This is a genomic window from Streptomyces sp. NPDC059816, from assembly GCF_042732055.1.
GTDB lineage: Bacteria > Actinomycetota > Actinomycetes > Streptomycetales > Streptomycetaceae > Streptomyces.
This window is the reverse complement of sequence record NZ_JBHWIQ010000031.1, coordinates 1-16,934: the sequence shown is the minus strand read 5'-3', so window position 1 is coordinate 16,934 and position 16,934 is coordinate 1. Positions and strand designations below refer to the sequence as shown.

Annotated in this window: 18 protein-coding genes; 14 read left to right on the top strand and 4 right to left on the bottom strand. The window is 73.2% G+C overall.

Annotated elements, in window-relative coordinates; genetic code table 11:
• Positions 1-195: 195 nt before the first annotated feature.
• A complete protein-coding gene (locus ACFV88_RS30770; protein WP_385495336.1) occupies positions 196-606 on the top strand; it encodes an ATP-binding protein in 411 nt (136 codons plus the stop codon).
• A gap of 52 nt (positions 607-658) precedes the next feature.
• Here ACFV88_RS30770 and ACFV88_RS30765 read toward each other — a convergent pair whose 3' ends face one another.
• The 3 genes from ACFV88_RS30765 to ACFV88_RS30755 all read right to left on the bottom strand — a co-directional run bounded on the left by ACFV88_RS30765 (position 659) and on the right by ACFV88_RS30755 (position 3,297).
• Positions 659-1,492: a hypothetical protein gene (locus tag ACFV88_RS30765; protein ID WP_385495335.1), complete on the bottom strand. Its 834-nt coding sequence runs from the start codon at positions 1,490-1,492 to the stop codon at positions 659-661.
• An 87-nt stretch (positions 1,493-1,579) separates the two neighbouring features.
• Complete coding sequence (locus ACFV88_RS30760) at positions 1,580-2,209, bottom strand: MBL fold metallo-hydrolase (protein WP_385495334.1); 630 nt, start codon at positions 2,207-2,209, stop codon at positions 1,580-1,582.
• Positions 2,209-3,297 carry an S-(hydroxymethyl)mycothiol dehydrogenase gene (locus ACFV88_RS30755; RefSeq protein ID WP_385495333.1) on the bottom strand — a complete coding sequence of 363 codons (1,089 nt, stop codon included), beginning with the start codon at positions 3,295-3,297 and terminating at the stop codon, positions 2,209-2,211. The genes ACFV88_RS30760 and ACFV88_RS30755 overlap by 1 nt, the downstream gene beginning before the upstream one ends.
• Positions 3,298-3,467: 170 nt before the next feature.
• Here ACFV88_RS30755 and ACFV88_RS30750 point away from each other — a divergent pair, with 170 nt between their 5' ends.
• From ACFV88_RS30750 to ACFV88_RS30700, 11 genes are all read left to right on the top strand, one after another.
• The gene (locus ACFV88_RS30750) at positions 3,468-4,316 is read left to right on the top strand and encodes an ABC transporter permease (protein ID WP_385495332.1); all 849 of its coding nucleotides are present in this window, start codon (positions 3,468-3,470) and stop codon (positions 4,314-4,316) included.
• A 74-nt stretch (positions 4,317-4,390) separates the two neighbouring features.
• Positions 4,391-5,440: a hypothetical protein gene (locus tag ACFV88_RS30745; protein WP_385495331.1), complete on the top strand. Its 1,050-nt coding sequence runs from the start codon at positions 4,391-4,393 to the stop codon at positions 5,438-5,440.
• An 87-nt stretch (positions 5,441-5,527) separates the two neighbouring features.
• Positions 5,528-7,099 (top strand): ATP-dependent DNA ligase, encoded by a 1,572-nt coding sequence (locus ACFV88_RS30740; RefSeq protein WP_385495329.1) that lies wholly within the window; start codon positions 5,528-5,530, stop codon positions 7,097-7,099.
• Entirely contained in the window at positions 7,096-7,563 is a 468-nt protein-coding gene (locus ACFV88_RS30735; protein ID WP_385495328.1) for an NUDIX domain-containing protein, read from the top strand. The genes ACFV88_RS30740 and ACFV88_RS30735 overlap by 4 nt, the downstream gene beginning before the upstream one ends.
• Positions 7,564-7,634: 71 nt before the next feature.
• On the top strand, positions 7,635-9,041 hold the full coding sequence (locus ACFV88_RS30730; protein ID WP_385495327.1) for an NADP-dependent succinic semialdehyde dehydrogenase: 1,407 nt from the start codon (positions 7,635-7,637) through the stop codon (positions 9,039-9,041).
• Positions 9,042-9,133: 92 nt separating this feature from the next.
• On the top strand, positions 9,134-9,370 hold the full coding sequence (locus ACFV88_RS30725; RefSeq protein ID WP_385495326.1) for a DUF6213 family protein: 237 nt from the start codon (positions 9,134-9,136) through the stop codon (positions 9,368-9,370).
• Positions 9,371-9,538: 168 nt separating this feature from the next.
• Positions 9,539-10,024, top strand: a complete 486-nt coding sequence (locus tag ACFV88_RS30720) for a DUF3574 domain-containing protein (RefSeq protein WP_385495325.1) — start codon at positions 9,539-9,541, stop codon at positions 10,022-10,024.
• Between the two features lie 128 nt (positions 10,025-10,152).
• Positions 10,153-11,250, top strand: coding sequence for a type III polyketide synthase (locus ACFV88_RS30715; protein WP_385495323.1), 1,098 nt, complete (start codon positions 10,153-10,155; stop codon positions 11,248-11,250).
• A gap of 190 nt (positions 11,251-11,440) precedes the next feature.
• Positions 11,441-12,658, top strand: a complete 1,218-nt coding sequence (locus tag ACFV88_RS30710; RefSeq protein ID WP_385495322.1) for a cytochrome P450 — start codon at positions 11,441-11,443, stop codon at positions 12,656-12,658.
• Between the two features lie 19 nt (positions 12,659-12,677).
• Complete coding sequence (locus ACFV88_RS30705) at positions 12,678-13,250, top strand: cupin domain-containing protein (protein WP_385495321.1); 573 nt, start codon at positions 12,678-12,680, stop codon at positions 13,248-13,250.
• Between the two features lie 214 nt (positions 13,251-13,464).
• Entirely contained in the window at positions 13,465-14,109 is a 645-nt protein-coding gene (locus tag ACFV88_RS30700; protein ID WP_385495320.1) for a TetR family transcriptional regulator, read from the top strand.
• A 29-nt stretch (positions 14,110-14,138) separates the two neighbouring features.
• Here the strand turns inward: ACFV88_RS30700 and def are convergent, their stop codons facing one another.
• Positions 14,139-14,675, bottom strand: a complete 537-nt coding sequence (gene def, locus ACFV88_RS30695) for a peptide deformylase (RefSeq protein ID WP_385495319.1) — start codon at positions 14,673-14,675, stop codon at positions 14,139-14,141.
• 137 nt (positions 14,676-14,812) lie between these two features.
• Here def and ACFV88_RS30690 point away from each other — a divergent pair, with 137 nt between their 5' ends.
• Together ACFV88_RS30690 and ACFV88_RS30685 are read left to right on the top strand one after the other, a co-directional pair.
• Positions 14,813-16,051, top strand: coding sequence for a MurT ligase domain-containing protein (locus ACFV88_RS30690; protein WP_385495317.1), 1,239 nt, complete (start codon positions 14,813-14,815; stop codon positions 16,049-16,051).
• A gap of 70 nt (positions 16,052-16,121) precedes the next feature.
• Positions 16,122-16,850 (top strand): type 1 glutamine amidotransferase, encoded by a 729-nt coding sequence (locus ACFV88_RS30685; protein WP_385495316.1) that lies wholly within the window; start codon positions 16,122-16,124, stop codon positions 16,848-16,850.
• The last annotated feature ends 84 nt before the right edge of the window (positions 16,851-16,934 follow it).

Below are 16,934 nucleotides of genomic sequence, written 5' to 3'. Positions count from 1 at the left end.
GGAAACGGTCACGGCGTGCCCAGAGTTGACCGATACCTGTTCTGGCCGGGTACGGGCTTGCCGATCGCCGTATGAGGGAAAGTGACCGGTTGCGGACGGACGGGATCTCCACGCCCGGTGCGGGGAGGGTGTCCGCCGTCCCACGGGCCACCGGTCATCCGGGCCAACCGGGCCCCTGCGAGAGGAGTGGTCAGCATGCACGTGCAGTGGCGCAGCAGCGGTCGTGCGACCCGTGCCGAATTCGTCCTGCCCAAGGGGCGGGCCTCCCCGAGACGCGCCCGGTGGTTCACCCGTGCGGTGCTCGCCCAGGGGCCGGACCGTACTCCGGGGCAGCTCCAGGACGCCCAGCTCGTCGTCTCGGAGCTCGTTGCCAACGCGACCAGGGGGGCCCGGCGCCCGTGCCGGCTGAGCCTGCACGTGAACGACCGCGAGCTCACCGTCCAGGTGCAGGACGACAGTCCGGGCCGGCCGGTGCTCCGCCCGCCGTCCGCGTCCGCCGAGTCCGGGCGGGGTCTCGCCCTGGTGCACGCGCTGTCCCGGCACCTGAGCGTGGCGGACGACCGGCGGGGCGGCAAGACGGTGCGGGCGGTGCTGGCGCTGGACTGACCGTCCGCCGGGTCACGGACAGGGGCGGTCCTCCCGGAAGTACGCCCGGCGGTCAGGCTTCCACGGACACGGAGGTCGGGGTCCGGTCGGCCCGGTGGCGCACGACCGGCCAGTAGCCGTCCAGGAAGTAGTCGCCCGAGGTGTCGTCGAAGTGCACCTCGAAGTCGCCCGACCGGTAGACGACCAGGGCGCCCGGGCGCAGCGCGCCCTGGTACCGGTGCTCGTCGTCGGCGGTCTCGGTGCCGTCGCTTCCCCAGGACCACAGGAACTGCCGGCCGGCCGCCTCGACCGGGGCGAAGCCGGCGACCAGGTCCCGGACGTGCGGGAGGAGTTCCATGACCTTCTCGACGTCCGCGCCGTCGAAGGTCAAGCGGACGTCCTGGTCGCCGAGCACGAGGTCGGTCCCGTACCCGCCGGTGCCCTGGGCGTAAGTGATCGTGCCGAGCACCGCGTCGTGCACCGCGGGTGTGCGGTCGGGCGTCCAGGAACGGTCGGGCAGGAGCGCGGTGGCGAGGAACGCCTCGGTCAACCGGACCTCGTACCGCGGGTCGTCGCCGGGCGGCAGCAGCAGGACGTGCGTGCCGAACTGTTCGGGGGTGGCGCGCACGGTGCGACCGTCCGCGACGCGGAGGGTGAAGTGGGTCGCGTCATGGGTGATGTGCTCCACCCGGAACGCCCGCGGCAGCGCGACCCGCGCGACGGTTCCGCCGCCGGAGGGCCCCACGGTGGCCAGTACGGCGTGCTGCTCGCCGTCGGAGCCGGTGCCCACCCGGAAGACGGCGGACAGTTCCGTTCCCACGCACAGCGCCCGGGCGCTGTGTCGCAGGGAGTCCAGGCTGATCCCGTCCCCCCGCAGCGCCCCGGCGAAGGTTGTCAGTTCGTGCACCACGACCTCCCCGGGCCGCAGCATAACCGCCCCGCTGCCGGGCCCGGGGAGCGCTGGCCCATGCGCCCGGCCGGGCCCGGGGGCGGCTCAGTGCCCGCGCCGGAGCCATTCGTCGAGGTGCGGGGCCTCTGCGCCGATCGTGGTGGAGTCACCGTGGCCGGTGCGCACCACCGTGTCGGCGGGCAGGGTGAGCAGACGGTCCCTGATCGAGGCGACGATCGTCGGGAAGTCGCTGAAGGACCGGCCGGTGGCCCCGGGCCCGCCCGCGAAGAGGGTGTCCCCGGTGAACACGGTGCCCAGCTGGGGTGCGTGGAGACTGACGGCGCCCCGGCAGTGCCCGGGGGTGTGCAGCACCCGCAGGACGGTGCCCGCGACCGTGATCTCCTGTCCGTCGGTCAGCTCGCCGTCGGGCGCCCGGTCGGGGTGGGTGAGCCGCCACAGTTCGCTGTCGTCGGGGTGCAGCAGGACCGGCGCGCCGGTGCGGTCGGCGAGTGCAGGGGCCGCGTCGACGTGGTCGTCGTGGGCGTGGGTGCAGACGATCGCGACGAGTCGACGGTCGCCGACCGCCTCGGCGATCGCGTCGGCGTCGTGGGCCGCGTCGATGACCAGGGCCTCCGTGTCGTCGCCGATGATCCAGACGTTGTTGTCGACGTCCCAGGTCCCGCCGTCCAGCGAGAACGTGCCGGAGGTGACGAGGTGTTCGATGCGCGCGGTCATCACAGCACCACCACCGAGCGCAGCACGTCGCCCTGGCTCATCCGGGTGAACGCGGCTTCCACGTCGTCGAGTGCGATGGTCTCGGTGACGAACGCGTCGAGGTCGAGCCGGCCCTGGAGGTACAGGTCGATCAGGATCGGGAAGTCCCGGGAGGGGAGGCAGTCCCCGTACCAGGAGGACTTGAGGGAGCCGCCGCGGCCGAAGACGTCGAGCAGCGGGAGGTCGATGCGCATCTCGGGGGTGGGGACGCCGACCAGGACGACGGTGCCCGCGAGGTCACGGGCGTAGAAGGCCTGTTCGTAGGTCTCCGGACGGCCGACGGCGTCGATCACCACATCGGCGCCGTGACCGCCGGTGAGTTCCCGTACGGCTTCGACGGGGTCGGTGGTGCGGGAGTTGACGGTGTGGGTGGCGCCCAGGTTGCGTGCCGTCTCCAGTTTGCGGTCGTCGATGTCCACGGCGACGATCCGGGCGGCTCCGGCGAGCCGGGCGCCGAGGACGGCCGCCGCACCGACCCCGCCGCAGCCGATGACGGCGACCGAGTCGCCCCGGCCCACTGCTCCGGTGTTGATGGCGGCGCCGATGCCGGCCATCACTCCGCAGCCGAGCAGGCCGGCGGCGGCCGGCGAGGCGGCCGGGTCGACCTTGGTGCACTGGCCGGCGGCGACCAGGGTCTTCTCGGCGAACGCGCCGATGCCGAGGGCCGGGGAGAGTTCGGTGCCGTCGGTGAGGGTCATCCGCTGGTGGGCGTTGTGGGTGTCGAAGCAGTACCAGGGGCGTCCGCGTCGACAGGCGCGGCACTGACCGCACACGGCGCGCCAGTTGAGGACGACGAAGTCCCCGGGGGCGATCTCGGTGACGCCCTCGCCGACGGACTCGACGGTTCCGGCGGCCTCGTGGCCGAGGAGGAAGGGGAAGTCGTCGTTGATGCCGCCCTCCTGGTAGTGCAGGTCCGTGTGGCAGACCCCGCTGGTCTGCACCTTGACCACCGCTTCACCGGGGCCCGGGTCGGGCACGTTGATCGTCTCGATGCGGACCGGCTCGCCCTTCGCCCGTGCGACGACGCCCCGCACCTGTTGCGTACCCATGTCCGTCCCCAATCCGTTCCGTGAGGTGCGCGCCGCCCGGTCCTCGGGGGCCGCCCCGTCCGGCCCCCTCGGGCCCGACCCCTGGAGCGTACGTTCCCGCAGGCGGGGGCGGCACCCGGGGGCAGGCGGGGCGGGCCGTCGGGCTTCCGGCGCGGATCTAGGGTGGGCGGATGCGTGATCCTTCGATGGGCTCCCCCGGTACCGGTCGCCGTCCGGCGGCGCTGGCCGCCGACACCCTGCTTCCGGTCAACGGAGGGCTGGCGGCGGCCCTGGTGCTGCTCCTGGTGGTGGCCGCGGCGGTGGCGGCGGTGTACCGGCTGGCGCCCGACGGGTCGCGGTCGCGGGCCCGGGAGGTCGCGGTCGCGGGGGGACGGGCCGCCGCGCAACTCGCGGCCGTGTCGCTGGTGATCGGCTGGGTGGTGCAGTACCTGGCGGCGACGACCGCGTTCCTGCTGCTGATGTGCGCGGTCGCCACCCGTACCGCGGGGCGGCGGCTCACCGCGGGCCGCGGCTGGTGGTGGACGGCGGTGCCCGTCGTGGCGCCGGTGGCACCGCTGGTCCTGCTGCTCCTCGTGACCGGGCTGCTGCCCGCCCGCGGCATCGCGATGATCCCGGTGACGGGCATCCTGATCGGGGGCGCGCTGACCGCGACGGTCCTGGCGGGGCGGCGGGCGCTCGCCGAGTTGACGGCCCGCGCCGGGGAGGTCGAGGCGTGTCTGGCCCTGGGCTTCCTGGAGCGCGAGGCACGGTTGGAGATCGCCCGGCCGGCCGCGTCCGACGCCCTGCTGCCCGGACTCGACCAGACCCGGACCGTGGGTCTGGTCACCTTGCCGGGCGCGTTCGTGGGGATGCTGTTGGGCGGGGCGTCCCCGGTCCTCGCGGGGGCGGTGCAACTGTTCGTGCTCATCGCGCTGATGGCGGTCCAGGCGCTGGCCGTGGCGTTCACCGTGGAACTCGTGGCCCGGGGGCGGCTGCGTCGGCCCGCAGCGCACGGAACCGCACCGTCCGCCCGTTCGTGATACCAGCGGGGACCCCGTCCGCCGGACGGGCGGCGGGGCCGACGCAGCAGACGCGCCAACAGAGGGGAGCCGGCATGGTCACGAGCGCCGCCCGGATCGACGGGGACGCAACTGTACTGGGAGGGGTCCGGGTGCGGTTCGTCCGTACCCTCAGGCTGCCGGAGACGGGGACGCACCCGCTCCCGCCCGGCCTCGGCACCTTTCCGATCCGACGGGTGGAGGACTACGCCGGGTCGGTGCCGCCCGAGTGGCTGGCCAAGGGCGGGGTGATGCTGCCGGTGTACCTGCGCGAGGCGATGTGGCTGAGTTTCTCGGGCACGGTGGAGCCGTCCGCCCTCCAGGTGGGGGTGGGCAAGGTCTGCGCGGTCTCCGGGGAGCCGTGGAGCGGCACCCTGGGACGGCGTCCGCAGAACTACCTGGTGCTGCCGCGGCAGCCGTGGCTCGACGGGATCAACTCCGGTAGGGGAACGGTGCGTCAGTTCGTCGCGGTGCCGCTGGGCCTGGGGGCGACGGTCGAGGGCCAGGTCACCGGCGAGGAGACGGTGGGCGGCGTGCAGCTCCAGGCGTTCGGGCTCGGTGACGCGGCCCGGCGCGCGTGGGAAGCGGAGCGCGCGGCGGCCCGGCAGCGGACCGCCGTGGCGTACGGGGCCGTGGGGTCGGCCCTGCCCGCGCCGGGCGGCCCGCCGCCCCCTGCGGCTGCCTCGCAGACCCGGGGCGGACCGCCGCAGCGGGCCGCGGCGATGGGCCTCGGCGCGGGCGGGTCGATGCGGCAACAGGTGTTCCGGGACGACCGGCCGCCCACCGACTGGGCCCAGGAGCCCTCGGCCCGCACGTTCGTGCATCTGGTGACGGCACCCCAGTGGCGACGGATCACCGGTGAACGGCCTCCCGCGTCCCCGGTGGACCGGGCCGCGTACACGGCCGCCGGACTGCCCTGGTTCGACTACTACGACGAAGACGCGACGGCGGTGGACCTGGCGCCCGCGAACCCCCTCCGGGCGGTCAGGCCGGTCGGTGACTGGATCGGCGACGACCACGCGCCCTGGCAGGCGCCGGGTGCCCCTCAGGTCAAGCCGCTCGGCGATCCCCGGCCGGGCCGTCCGGTGGCGGACGGCGACTGGTGAGCCCGGGCCCCTGAGCCGCGGGCGCCGCCGCCCCCCTGCCGGAGGTGACGGCTCGCGCGGAGCCCGGTCCCGTCGCAGGATGGCCGCATGCTGCTCGCCCGACTCGCCCAGGTGTCCCGGGACGTCGGCGCCACCTCGGCCCGGACCCGGAAGGTCGCGCTGCTCGCGGAGCTGTTCCGGGAGACGGAGCCGCAGGACGCGCCGGTGGTCGTCACGTACCTCGCGGGGCGGCTGCCGCAGGGGCGGATCGGCGTGGGCTGGAGCGTGCTGCGGGACCGGGTGGAGCCCGCCGCGCAGCCGCTGCTGACCGTGCGGGCGGTGGACTCCGCGCTGTCCTCGCTGGCCGCCGTGTCCGGGACGGGGGCCCGGGCCACTCGGGTGCGGCTGGTCGGGGAGTTGTTCGGCGCGGCCACCGAGGAGGAGCAGCGGTTCCTGCGCGGACTGCTGAGCGGTGAGGTCCGGCAGGGGTCGCTGGACGCGCTCGCCGTGGAGGGCCTGGCCGGCGCCACGGCGACGCCCCCTCAGGCGGTGCGCCGCGCGGTGATGCTCGCGGGTTCCCTGCCGGACGTGGCGGGGGCGCTGCTCGCCGACGGCCCCGAGGCGCTGGACGCGTTCCGGCTCACGGTGGGTCGGCCGGTGCTGCCGATGCTCGCCGGGAGCGCGCCCTCGGCGGGTGCGGCGGTGGACCGGCTCGGCGGGCCGTGCGCGGTGGAGGAGAAGCTGGACGGCATCCGGGTGCAGGTGCACCGGGACACGGACACGGTACGGGTGTTCACCCGGACCCTCGACGAGATCACCGACCGGCTTCCCGAACTCGTCTCCCTGGTACTGGAGTTGCCCGGTGAGCGGTTCATCCTGGACGGTGAGGTGCTCGCCCTGGGCGCCGACGGACGGCCCCGGTCGTTCCAGGAGACGGCGGGCCGGGTGGGCTCCCGGGCGGACGTGGCGTCGGCGGCGCGGTCGGTTCCGCTGTCGCCGGTCTTCTTCGACGTCCTGGCGGTCGACGGCCGTGAGCTGGTGGACCTGCCGCTGGAACGCCGGCACGAGGAGTTGGCCCGACTGGTGCCGGCCGCCGCGCGGGTCCGGCGCACGGTGGTGGACCCGGGCCCGGACGGGGGCGCACCGGCCAAGGCCGCCGCGGAGGCCTTCCTGACGGCGGCCTTGGACCGCGGCCAGGAGGGCGTGGTCGTCAAGGCGCTCTCCGCCCCGTACAGCGCGGGCCGTCGGGGAGCGTCCTGGCTGAAGGTGAAACCGGTGCACACCCTGGACCTGGTGGTGCTGGCGGCGGAGTGGGGACACGGCAGGCGGACCGGGAAGCTGTCGAACCTGCACCTGGGCGCGCGGCGACCCGACGGCACCTTCGCGATGTTGGGCAAGACGTTCAAGGGGCTCACCGACGAGATGTTGGCCTGGCAGACCGCACACCTGTCGGGGATCGCCGTCAGCGACGACGGGTTCGTGGTGACGGTCCGGCCCGAGACCGTGGTGGAGGTCGCCTTCGACGGGCTCCAGCGGTCGAGCCGCTACCCGGCCGGGGTGACCCTGCGGTTCGCGCGGGTGGTGCGGTACCGGGAGGACAAGTCGGCCGACCAGGCCGACACGGTGGAGTCGGTGTTCGCGGTCGCCGGGAGGCCGGCGGGCAGGGGGCCGGCGGCATGACGGTCAGGCGCAGCGCGGGCCTGTTGCTCTTCCGGCACCGCCCGGGCGGCCCGGAGGTGTTGCTCGGGCACATGGGCGGGCCCCTGTGGGCGCGCCGGGACGCCGGGGCGTGGAGCGTGCCGAAGGGCGAGTACGTTCCGCCGGAGGAGGCGTGGGACGCGGCCCGGCGGGAGTTCCAGGAGGAGCTGGGACTCCCGCCGCCGTCCGGTGCGGCGGTCCCGCTCGGCGAGAACACCCAGGCGAACGGGAAGGTCGTCACCGTCTGGGCCGTCGAAGCGGACCTGGACCCGGCGGATGTGGTGCCCGGCACGTTCACCATGCAATGGCCACCCCGGTCCGGCCGTACCGGTACCTTCCCGGAGCTGGACCGGGTCGCCTGGTTCGGCATCGACGCCGCACGCGAGGCGCTGGTGAAGGGACAGCGGGTGTTCCTCGACCGGTTGACCGCATCGTCGGGGCCCTGACGACGGGCACCGCGTTGCGGTGCGGTCCGCGCCGGGTGAGGGTCGAAGAACCGCGCACCAGGAGGTACCCGATGTCCCCCGCTCCCCCGTCTCTCACGACCGTCAACCCCGCCACCGGCGAACAGGTCGCCGCCTTCGACGCCCTGGACGCCGACGGCGTCGAACGCAAGCTCGCGACCGCGGCGGCGGCCTTCGAGGGGTTCCGGCTGCTGCCGCCGTACGAGCGGGCCCGGCTCATGCACAGCGCCGCCGACCTGTTGGACCACGACGGGCCCCAGATCGCGCGGGTCATGACGGTCGAGATGGGCAAGCCGATCGCGCAGGCCCGCGCCGAGGCCGCCAAGTGCGCCAAGGCGATGCGCTGGTACGCGGAGCACGCCGATGCCCTGCTCGCGGACGAGGTCCCGGACCCCGTCGACGTGACCGACTCCGGTGCGGTGGGCGTCCGGGTGGTGTACCGGCCGCTGGGCGTGGTGCTGGCGGTGATGCCGTGGAACTTCCCGCTGTGGCAGGTGGTGCGGTTCGCGGCTCCGGCCCTGATGGTGGGCAACGTGGGGTTGTTGAAGCACGCCTCAAACGTGCCGCAGACGGCGCTGTACCTGGAGGACCTGTTCCGGCGCGCGGGCTATCCAGAAGGGTGCTTCCAGACGCTGTTGATCGGTTCCGGCGCGGTGGAGGGTCTGCTGCGGGACCCGAGGGTGGCGGCGGCGACCCTGACCGGGAGCGAGTCGGCGGGACGTTCCGTGGCGGCGATCGCCGGGGACGAGGTCAAGAAGACGGTGCTGGAGCTGGGCGGCAGCGACCCGTTCGTCGTCATGCCCTCCTCCGATGTGGAGCGGGCGGCCCGGGTCGCGGTCACGGCACGGGTGCAGAACAACGGTCAGTCGTGCATCGCGGCCAAGCGGTTCGTCGTCCACGAGGACGTGTACGACGAGTTCAGCGACCGGTTCACCGAGGCGATGCGCGTGCTGAGGGTGGGCGATCCGCTGGACGAGGCGACGGAGGTCGGGCCGCTGGCGACGGAGCGGGGGCGGGCCGATCTGGAGGAACTGGTGGACGAGGCGGTGGAGAGCGGCGCGACCGTGCTGTGCGGCGGACGCCGGCCACCGGGTTTCCCCGACGGCTGGTACTACGAACCCACCGTCCTGGCCGATGTCACTGCGCAGATGCGCATCCACCACGAGGAGGCGTTCGGTCCGGTCGCCACCCTGTACCGGGTGGCGAACGTCGACGAGGCGGTGGCGGTGGCGAACGACACGCCGTTCGGGCTGAGCTCCAACGTGTGGACGAGGGACGCCTCGGAGATCGAACGGTTCACCCGCGACCTGCGGGTCGGTGGGGTCTTCGTCAACGGGATGACGGCCTCGCACCCCGCCTTCCCGTTCGGGGGCGTCAAGCGCTCCGGCTACGGGCGGGAGCTGTCCGGGCACGGCCTGCACGAGTTCTGCAACATCACCACGGTGTGGCAGGGCCCCTGACCGGAGCAATCCGAGGGCCCTCGGCGCGGGACGGCCGCGGCGGGCCCCCCGGCGGATACGATCCAGTCCGTCGTCGTCCCCGGGAGGAACCAGTGGGCCGGGAAGTCACGCCCCCTGTGATCATCGACAGTCACGGCAGCCTGCATGTGGCCGCGGCGGATGTCAGCAAGCTGCTGCGCGGGATCGGAGCCCACTGGCTCCATCTCGTGGAGCGGGAACGGCCCGGTCTGGACGAGGACACGGTGGCCACCCTGGCCATCGAGCTGGCCAAACTCGCCGACCGCATCGACGTGGCCTGCATCGCCCACCAGACGACCGCGACGTCCTGACCCCGTAGGCGGCCCGGACGGACCCGCGAGGGTGTGCTCCGGGCCCGTACGGGCCTGCGGAGGGCTGCGCCCGCACGGGGGGTTCGCGGCATCCGGGAGCGGGGTCGCGATGGCGTCCGGGATGGGCGAGGGGACGGTGCGGAGGTCATCGCACCCCGGGAGGCCGTCTTGCGTCCGAGCACCCGCAGCACCCTCGGTCGGGTCCTCACCACGAGCGCCGCACTGGCCGCGCTGAGTGCCGGGGTCCCCGCGGTCAGCTCCGCGTGGGAGGGGTCCGGTGGGGCGACGGGCACCGCACGGCCCGCCGTGCCCCTGCGCGGCTCCGCGTACGTCGAGACGCGGCTGTTCTTCGGTACCGAGCGCCCGGACGGCGGCCCGGCGGTGACCGACCGGGAGTTCAGCCGGTTCGTCGACCAGGAGGTCACTCCCGGGTTCCCGGACGGGCTCACCGTGCAGGAGGGCCGCGGACAGTGGCGGGACCGGCACGGCACCATCGAGCGGGAGCGCAGCTACGAACTGATCCTGCTGTACCCGGTCGGGGAGGCCCGCTCGCGCGACGCCCTGATCGAACGGATCAGGGACGCGTACGAGCGCCGGTACGGCCAGGAGTCGGTGGGACGGCTGGAGATACGGACCCGGGCCGACTTCGGCTGACCCGCGGTGCGACCGGTGCCGCCGCGCCCCGCACCCCCGGTCTGGAGTAGTCCGACGCGATATCCCCGCCGACGCGGGTCATCGTGGGTGGACCACCCTTCGTCCGGGGGGCGAGAGAAGGCACGTACATGGCGACACTGTGCAGACCCGCTGTATCCGTTCCGGAGCACATCATCACGATGGAGGACACGCTGGCGCTGGCGAGCAGTCGCCACGCCGACCACCCCCAGCTGCCGCTGGCACTGCGTCTCATCAGGAACACGGGCGTCAGGACCCGGCACATCGTGCAACCCATCGAGGAGACCCTGAAGCACCCGGGCTTCGCGGACCGCAACAAGCTGTACGAGGCGGAGGCCAAGGCCCGGGTGCCGGCCGTGGTGCGGCGCGCCCTGGAGGACGCCGAGCTCCGGGCCGCAGACGTCGACGTCATCATCTACGTCTCGTGCACGGGCTTCATGATGCCGTCACTGACCGCCTGGCTGATCAACGCGATGGAGTTCTCCAGCGACACCCGGCAGATACCCATCGCCCAGCTCGGCTGCGCGGCGGGGGGTGCCGCCATCAACCGTGCGCACGACTTCTGCACCGCCTATCCGGAGGCGAACGCGCTGATCGTGGCGTGCGAGTTCTGCTCCCTGTGCTACCAGCCGACCGACCTCGGGATCGGGTCGCTGCTCTCCAACGGCCTGTTCGGGGACGGGGTCGCCGCGGCCGTGGTGCGCGGGCAGGGCGGCACCGGCGTCACGCTGGAGCGCAACGGTTCGTACCTGATCCCGAAGACCGAGGACTGGATCGCGTACGACGTCCGGGCGACCGGGTTCCACTTCCTGCTGGACAAGCGGGTTCCCGCGACGATGGAACCCTTGGCCCCGGCGCTCAAGCAGCTCGCGAACGTCCACGGCTGGGACGCCACCGACCTGGACTTCTACATCGTCCACGCGGGCGGCCCGCGCATCCTGGACGATCTGAGCAAGTTCCTCCAGGTCCCCGGGGAGGCGTTCCGCTTCAGCCGCGCCACCCTCACCGAGTACGGCAACATCGCGAGCGCCGTGGTGCTCGACGCCCTGCGCAGGCTGTTCGACGAGGGCGGCGCCACGCACCGCGCGCGGGGGCTGCTCGCGGGGTTCGGCCCCGGGATCACCGCCGAGATGGCGCTCGGGCGTTGGGTGAACGCGGACGAGCCGCTGACGTCCTCGGTGCAGGCGCCCCGTCAGGCCCTCGCCTGAGGGCGCGGGCCCGCGCGCACCGGCGCGTCCTGTCCGTCCCGGGGCCCGTTCCCCGGTCCGGCGCGTGCCCCTGGCGCGCCGGACCGGGGTGCGGACCCGGCCGCGAGTCGTCGCCCGCTCCCCTCCGTCCCGATCCCCGCTTCCCGACGCGCTCCGCTGACCGGTTCCACCGACGACGAAGGCCATCGGCATGACCAACGAGACGACCCGTACGACCGCTCCTTTGCCCGTGCGGTTCTGGCCCGCCCTGGACCTGACCGCAGTCGACTTCGATCCGGTGCTCGCCGAGTTGATGCGGGAGGGCCCCGTCAACCGCGTCCAGTTGCCCAACGGGGAGGGCTGGGCCTGGCTGGTGACCCGTTACGACGACGTACGGGCCGTGACGAACGACCCGCGGTTCAGTCGAGCGGCGGTGATGGGCCGCCAGGTGACCCGGCTGGCACCGCACTTCATCCCGGTGCCGGGCGCGGTCGGCTTCGCCGATCCGCCGGACCACACCCGGTTGCGGCGCGCCGTCGCGGCGGCGTTCACCGCGCGGGGCGTGCAGCGCATCCGGGAGCGCTCGCAGGAGATGTTGGACGAGTTGGTGGACGGTCTCCTGCGGGACGGACCCCCCGCGGACCTGACCGAACGGGTGCTCGCCCCGTTCCCGATCTCCGTGATCTGCGAGCTGATGGGCGTGCCGGCCGCGGACCGGCAACGCATGCACACCTGGACCCAGCTCATCCTGTCCTCCTCGAACGGCGCCGAGGTCAGCGAGCGCGCGAAGGACGAGATGGTGGCGTACTTCACGGATCTGGTGCGCTCGGGACGGGACGGGGTGTCTGAGGACGTCGTCGGGCTGCTGGGGGCCGCGGTGGGCCGGGGGGAGGTGAGCGAGGAGGAGGCCGTGGGGCTGGCGGTGCTGGTGCAGATCGGCGGCGAGGCGGTCACCAACAACACCGGTCAGTTGATCTACCTGCTGCTGACCCGGCCGCAGTTGTGGGAGCGCTTGCGGACCGACCCCGGGGTGCGTTCGCAGGCGATCGACGAGTTGATCCGGTACATCCCCCACCGCAGCGCGGTCGGACTCTCCCGGATCGCGATGGAGGACGTGGACGTCCGGGGCGTGCGGATCAGTGCCGGGGACCCGGTGTACGTGTCGTACCTCGCCGCGAACCGCGATCCGGACGTGTTCCCCGAACCGGACCGCATCGACTTCGACCGCAGCCCCAATCCGCACGTGTCCTTCGGGCACGGACCGCACTACTGCGTGGGCGGCATCCTCGCGAAGATGGAGGCCGAGCTGATGGTGTCCACACTGGTCGACCGGCTGCCCGGACTGCGGCTCGCCGTGCCGCCGCAGGAGGTGCCGTGGCGCAAGGGCGCGCTGATCCGGGGGCCCGAAGCCCTGCCGGTGACCTGGTGACCCGGCGGGAGGGCCGCGGATGACCGCATTGATCCCGCCCGAGGGGGTCCGCTCGGTGGGCGAGGGGCTGCTGGTGCCACCGGGGCACGGCAAGCGGGTGCTGACCCCGGCCCAGGACGTCACGTTCAAGGTGACGGGCGAGCACTCCCAGGTGGCGTCGAGCTTCGAGGTGGTGGTGCCGCCCGGCTTCGACGTGGGCGCCCATGTGCACACGCGCAGCGAGGAGTTGTTCTACGTGCTGGAGGGCGAGTTGGACGTGCTCGCGTTCGAGCCGAAGGTGCGCACCGCGGAGCGCTGGCAGCGTTGGGAGTCCCCGGGCGGGCGGCAGGTGGTACGGGCCACCCCGGGGACCGTGATCGTGGTTCCGCCGGGCTGTCCGCACGCCTTCGCCAATCCCACGGACTCCCCGGCGAGGATGTTCTTCCAGTCGTCCCCGCCCCCCGACCACGAACGCTACTTCAACGAACTGTTGGAGATCCTCTCGGCGGGCGGCGCCCCCGACCACACGGCGATCGCGGAACTGCGCGCCCGCTACGACATCGAACAGCTCACACCGCTGCGCCACGGCCGCCACGCCCTGCCCGGCCAGTGACGGGCCGGGCCCGGAGCCGGTGCGCACCCCGTCCGGCGTACCCGCCGGGCCGGTCCGACGCGCCCACGACCGTGCCGCGTCGTCGCCGGCGGGCGGGCGCCGCCAACACCCGGTCGGGCACCCGCCGAAGGGGGGCTCGCAGCCCGGGGTGCCCCGGCCCGGGGTGTTAGTTTTCGCTGGCGTCATCGAGATTCATTCGGGGTGGGGAGAGACCATGGAGACCACACAGCGGGGCGATCAGAAACGGTCCGCCGACCGGCGCCGGCGCGAGCTGCTCGAAGCCGCGGACCGGGTGGTGCTCCGGGACGGCCCGGGTGCCTCGATGAACGCCATCGCCGCCGAGGCCGGCATCACCAAACCCATCCTGTACCGCCACTTCGGCGACAAGAGCGGGTTGTACGCGGCCCTGGCCCAGCGGCACACCGATGCGCTCCTCAGCTCGCTGCGGAGCGCCCTGGACGCCCCGGCCGAACGGCGCGAACGGGTCGAGGCGACCCTCGACACCTATCTCGCCGCGATCGAGGCCAGGCCCCAGGTCTACCGGTTCCTGATGCACCCCGCGGAGGGCGGGGCACCCGCGGACGGCGCGTTCGACGCGGGACAGCACTCCGCGCCCCTGCTGCGGCACCTCGGAGAGGAACTCGCCCGGGTCATCGAGGAACGGCTCGACCTCGGCCCCGACGGGGACCGGCTGGCGCGGGTCTGGGGCCACGGAATCATCGGCATGATGCACGCCGCCGGTGACTGGTGGCTGGGTGAACGACCCTGTTCGCGGGCGGAGTTGGTACGCAGCCTCGCGGATCTGCTGTGGGGCCGGCTGGCCGCCGCGGGGGACCGCGCGGGCAGCCCCGGCTTCTGACCCGGCGCCAGGGGAGGCCGTCGGTCGCGTTAGCCCTGCCGGTCCCGCTCCAGCGTGCGCCGCACCCGCCGGGCCCGCCATCCGGTCGCCCGGTCCACGTACAGCCCGCCGTCGAGGTGGTCGGTCTCGTGCTGGAGACAACGCGCGAAGAACCCCGTCCCGTCGAGGTGCACCGGCTCGCCCCGCACGTCCACCCCCGTCACCACGGCGTGGTCGAAGCGTTCGGTGCCCGCTTCGAGCCCGGGCAGGGACAGACACCCCTCGGGGCCCCGGATCACGATGCCGTCGGCGCTGAGGAGCGTGGGGTTGACCACATGACCGAGGTGGCGCTCGTCCTCGTCGTCGGGACAGTCGAACACGAACACCCTCAGGGCCTCGCCGATCTGGTTGGCGGCCAGCCCCACCCCCCGGGCCGCGTACATCGTCGCGAACATGTCCTCGACCAAACGCTCCAACGGCGGCCCGAACGCGGTGACCTCGGCGCAGGGCCCGCGGAGCACCGGATCGCCGTGCGGGACAAGGGGTCGTACGTGTCCGGAGGCTCCCGGGATGGTGCTGTGCGGCATGGGGGTAAGGGTACGTTCACCGGACCCACGCAATCGGGGACGGTGCCGTGGTTCGGGCAGGTGACCGTATCTCGATAGGCTGAGGGCTATCGAGGCCGGTGCAGGCGCGGCGCCGTACGCAAGGAGGACGCACAACGATGGCAGCAAACCCGGACCCGCTGTCGCCACGAGCCAAGCTGGCCGTGACGGCGGGCAAGGCGGCCGCGGCGGTCTCGCGCGCGGCGGGCCGCGGCAGTGGATCGGTGATCGGCGGCCGGGTGGCGCTCAAACTCGACCCGGAACTGCTCGGACGTCTCGCGCAGCACCTGGACGTGGTACTGGTCTCCGCCACCAACGGCAAGACGACGACGACCCGACTGATCGCGGAGGCACTGCGCGCCGCCGGACCCGTGGTGTCGAACGCGCTCGGCGCGAACATGCCCGCCGGGATCACCTCGGCGCTCGCGGGCGGCTCGGACTCCCGCTACGGCGTGATCGAGGTCGACGAGAAGTACCTGTCCGGAGTGGCCCGTGACGTGGAGCCGAAGGCGATCGCGCTGCTGAACCTCTCCCGGGACCAACTCGACCGGGCCGCCGAGACCCGGATGCTGGCCGAGCACTGGCGTGAGGGCCTCGCCGGCACCAAGGCCGTGGTGATCGCCAACGCCGACGATCCGCTGGTCGTGTGGGCGGCGTCCTCGTCGCCGAACGTGATCTGGGTGGCGGCGGGCCAGATGTGGAAGGACGACGCCTGGTCGTGCCCGTCCTGCGGCGGTGTGATGCAGCGCCCCGGCGACGACTGGTACTGCGGCGAGTGCGGCTTCCGCCGTCCCGCGCCCAGCTGGGCCCTCCAGGGCGACTACGTCCTCGACCCGCACGGCTCGGTCTGGCCGATCCACCTCCAGCTGCCGGGCCGCGCCAACAAGGCCAATGCGGCGACCTCCGCCGCGGTGGCCGCCGTGTTCGGGGTGCCGCCGCAGGTCGCCCTGGAGCGGATGTACCAGGTGCAGGCGGTCGCGGGCCGCTACGACGTGGTCCAGTTCATGGGACGTGACCTGCGGCTGTTGCTGGCCAAGAACCCGGCCGGCTGGCTGGAGACGTTCTCGTTGATCGACCCGGCGCCGGCGCCGGTGATCCTCTCGGTGAACGCGCGCGGTGCCGACGGCACCGACACCTCGTGGCTGTGGGACGTGGACTACACGCGGCTGACCGGGCACCCGATCTTCGTGGTCGGTGACCGCAAGTTGGACCTCGCGGTCCGGCTGGAGGTGGCCAACCAGAGCTTCCAGGTCTGCGACTCGGTCGACCAGGCGGTGCAGTTGGCCCCGCCGGGGCGCATCGAGGTGATCGCGAACTACACCGCGTTCCAGGACCTGCGCCGCCGCATCGGCAACTGACCCGGCCGACCGAGCCGCGTTCCCGCACGCCCGCCCCGCACGATGGGCCTTTGAGCCAAGGATTTTGAGGATGAGCGAAAGCAGTCTGCGTCTGGTGTGGATCTACCCGGACCTGCTCAGCACGTACGGCGACCAGGGCAATGCCCTGGTCGTGGAGCGCCGGGCCCGCCAGCGGCGCCTGGACGTCACCCGGATCGACGTCCGCAGTGACCAGCCGATCCCGACCTCGGGTGACATCTACCTGATCGGCGGCGGTGAGGACCGTCCGCAGCGGCTGGCCGCCGAGCGGCTGCGTCGGGACGCCGGGCTGCCGCGGGCCGTGGAGAACGGCGCGATCGTCTTCGCGGTGTGCGCCGGGTACCAGATCCTCGGCCACGAGTTCATCAACGACCTCGGCCAGCGCGAGCCGGGCCTCGGGCTGCTCGACGTCAAGACGGTCCGCGGCGAGGGCGAGCGGTGCGTGGGCGACGTCCTCGGGGACATCGACCCGCGGCTCGGGCTGCCCCCGCTCACCGGCTTCGAGAACCACCAGGGCGTCACCTACCTGGGCCCGACGGCACGGCCGTTCGCCCGGGTGCGGATCGGTCGGGGCAACGGCAGCGGGGACGGCACGGAGGGCGCGTACAACGACACCGTGTTCGGTACGTACATGCACGGGCCGGTCCTCGCCCGCAATCCGTTGGTCGCGGACCTGCTGCTGAAGCTCGCGCTCGATGTGAACGCGCTGCCGCCGACCGACGACCGCTGGTACGAGGCGCTGCGCAACGAGCGGATCTCCGCCGCGCAACAGCCCGCCTGAGCAAGCCGCGCGCCCGCCCGTGCGGAGCGTCGCACACCTGAGCGGAGCCCCCGTCTGACGGGGGCTCCGCTCAGGTGGGCGGGG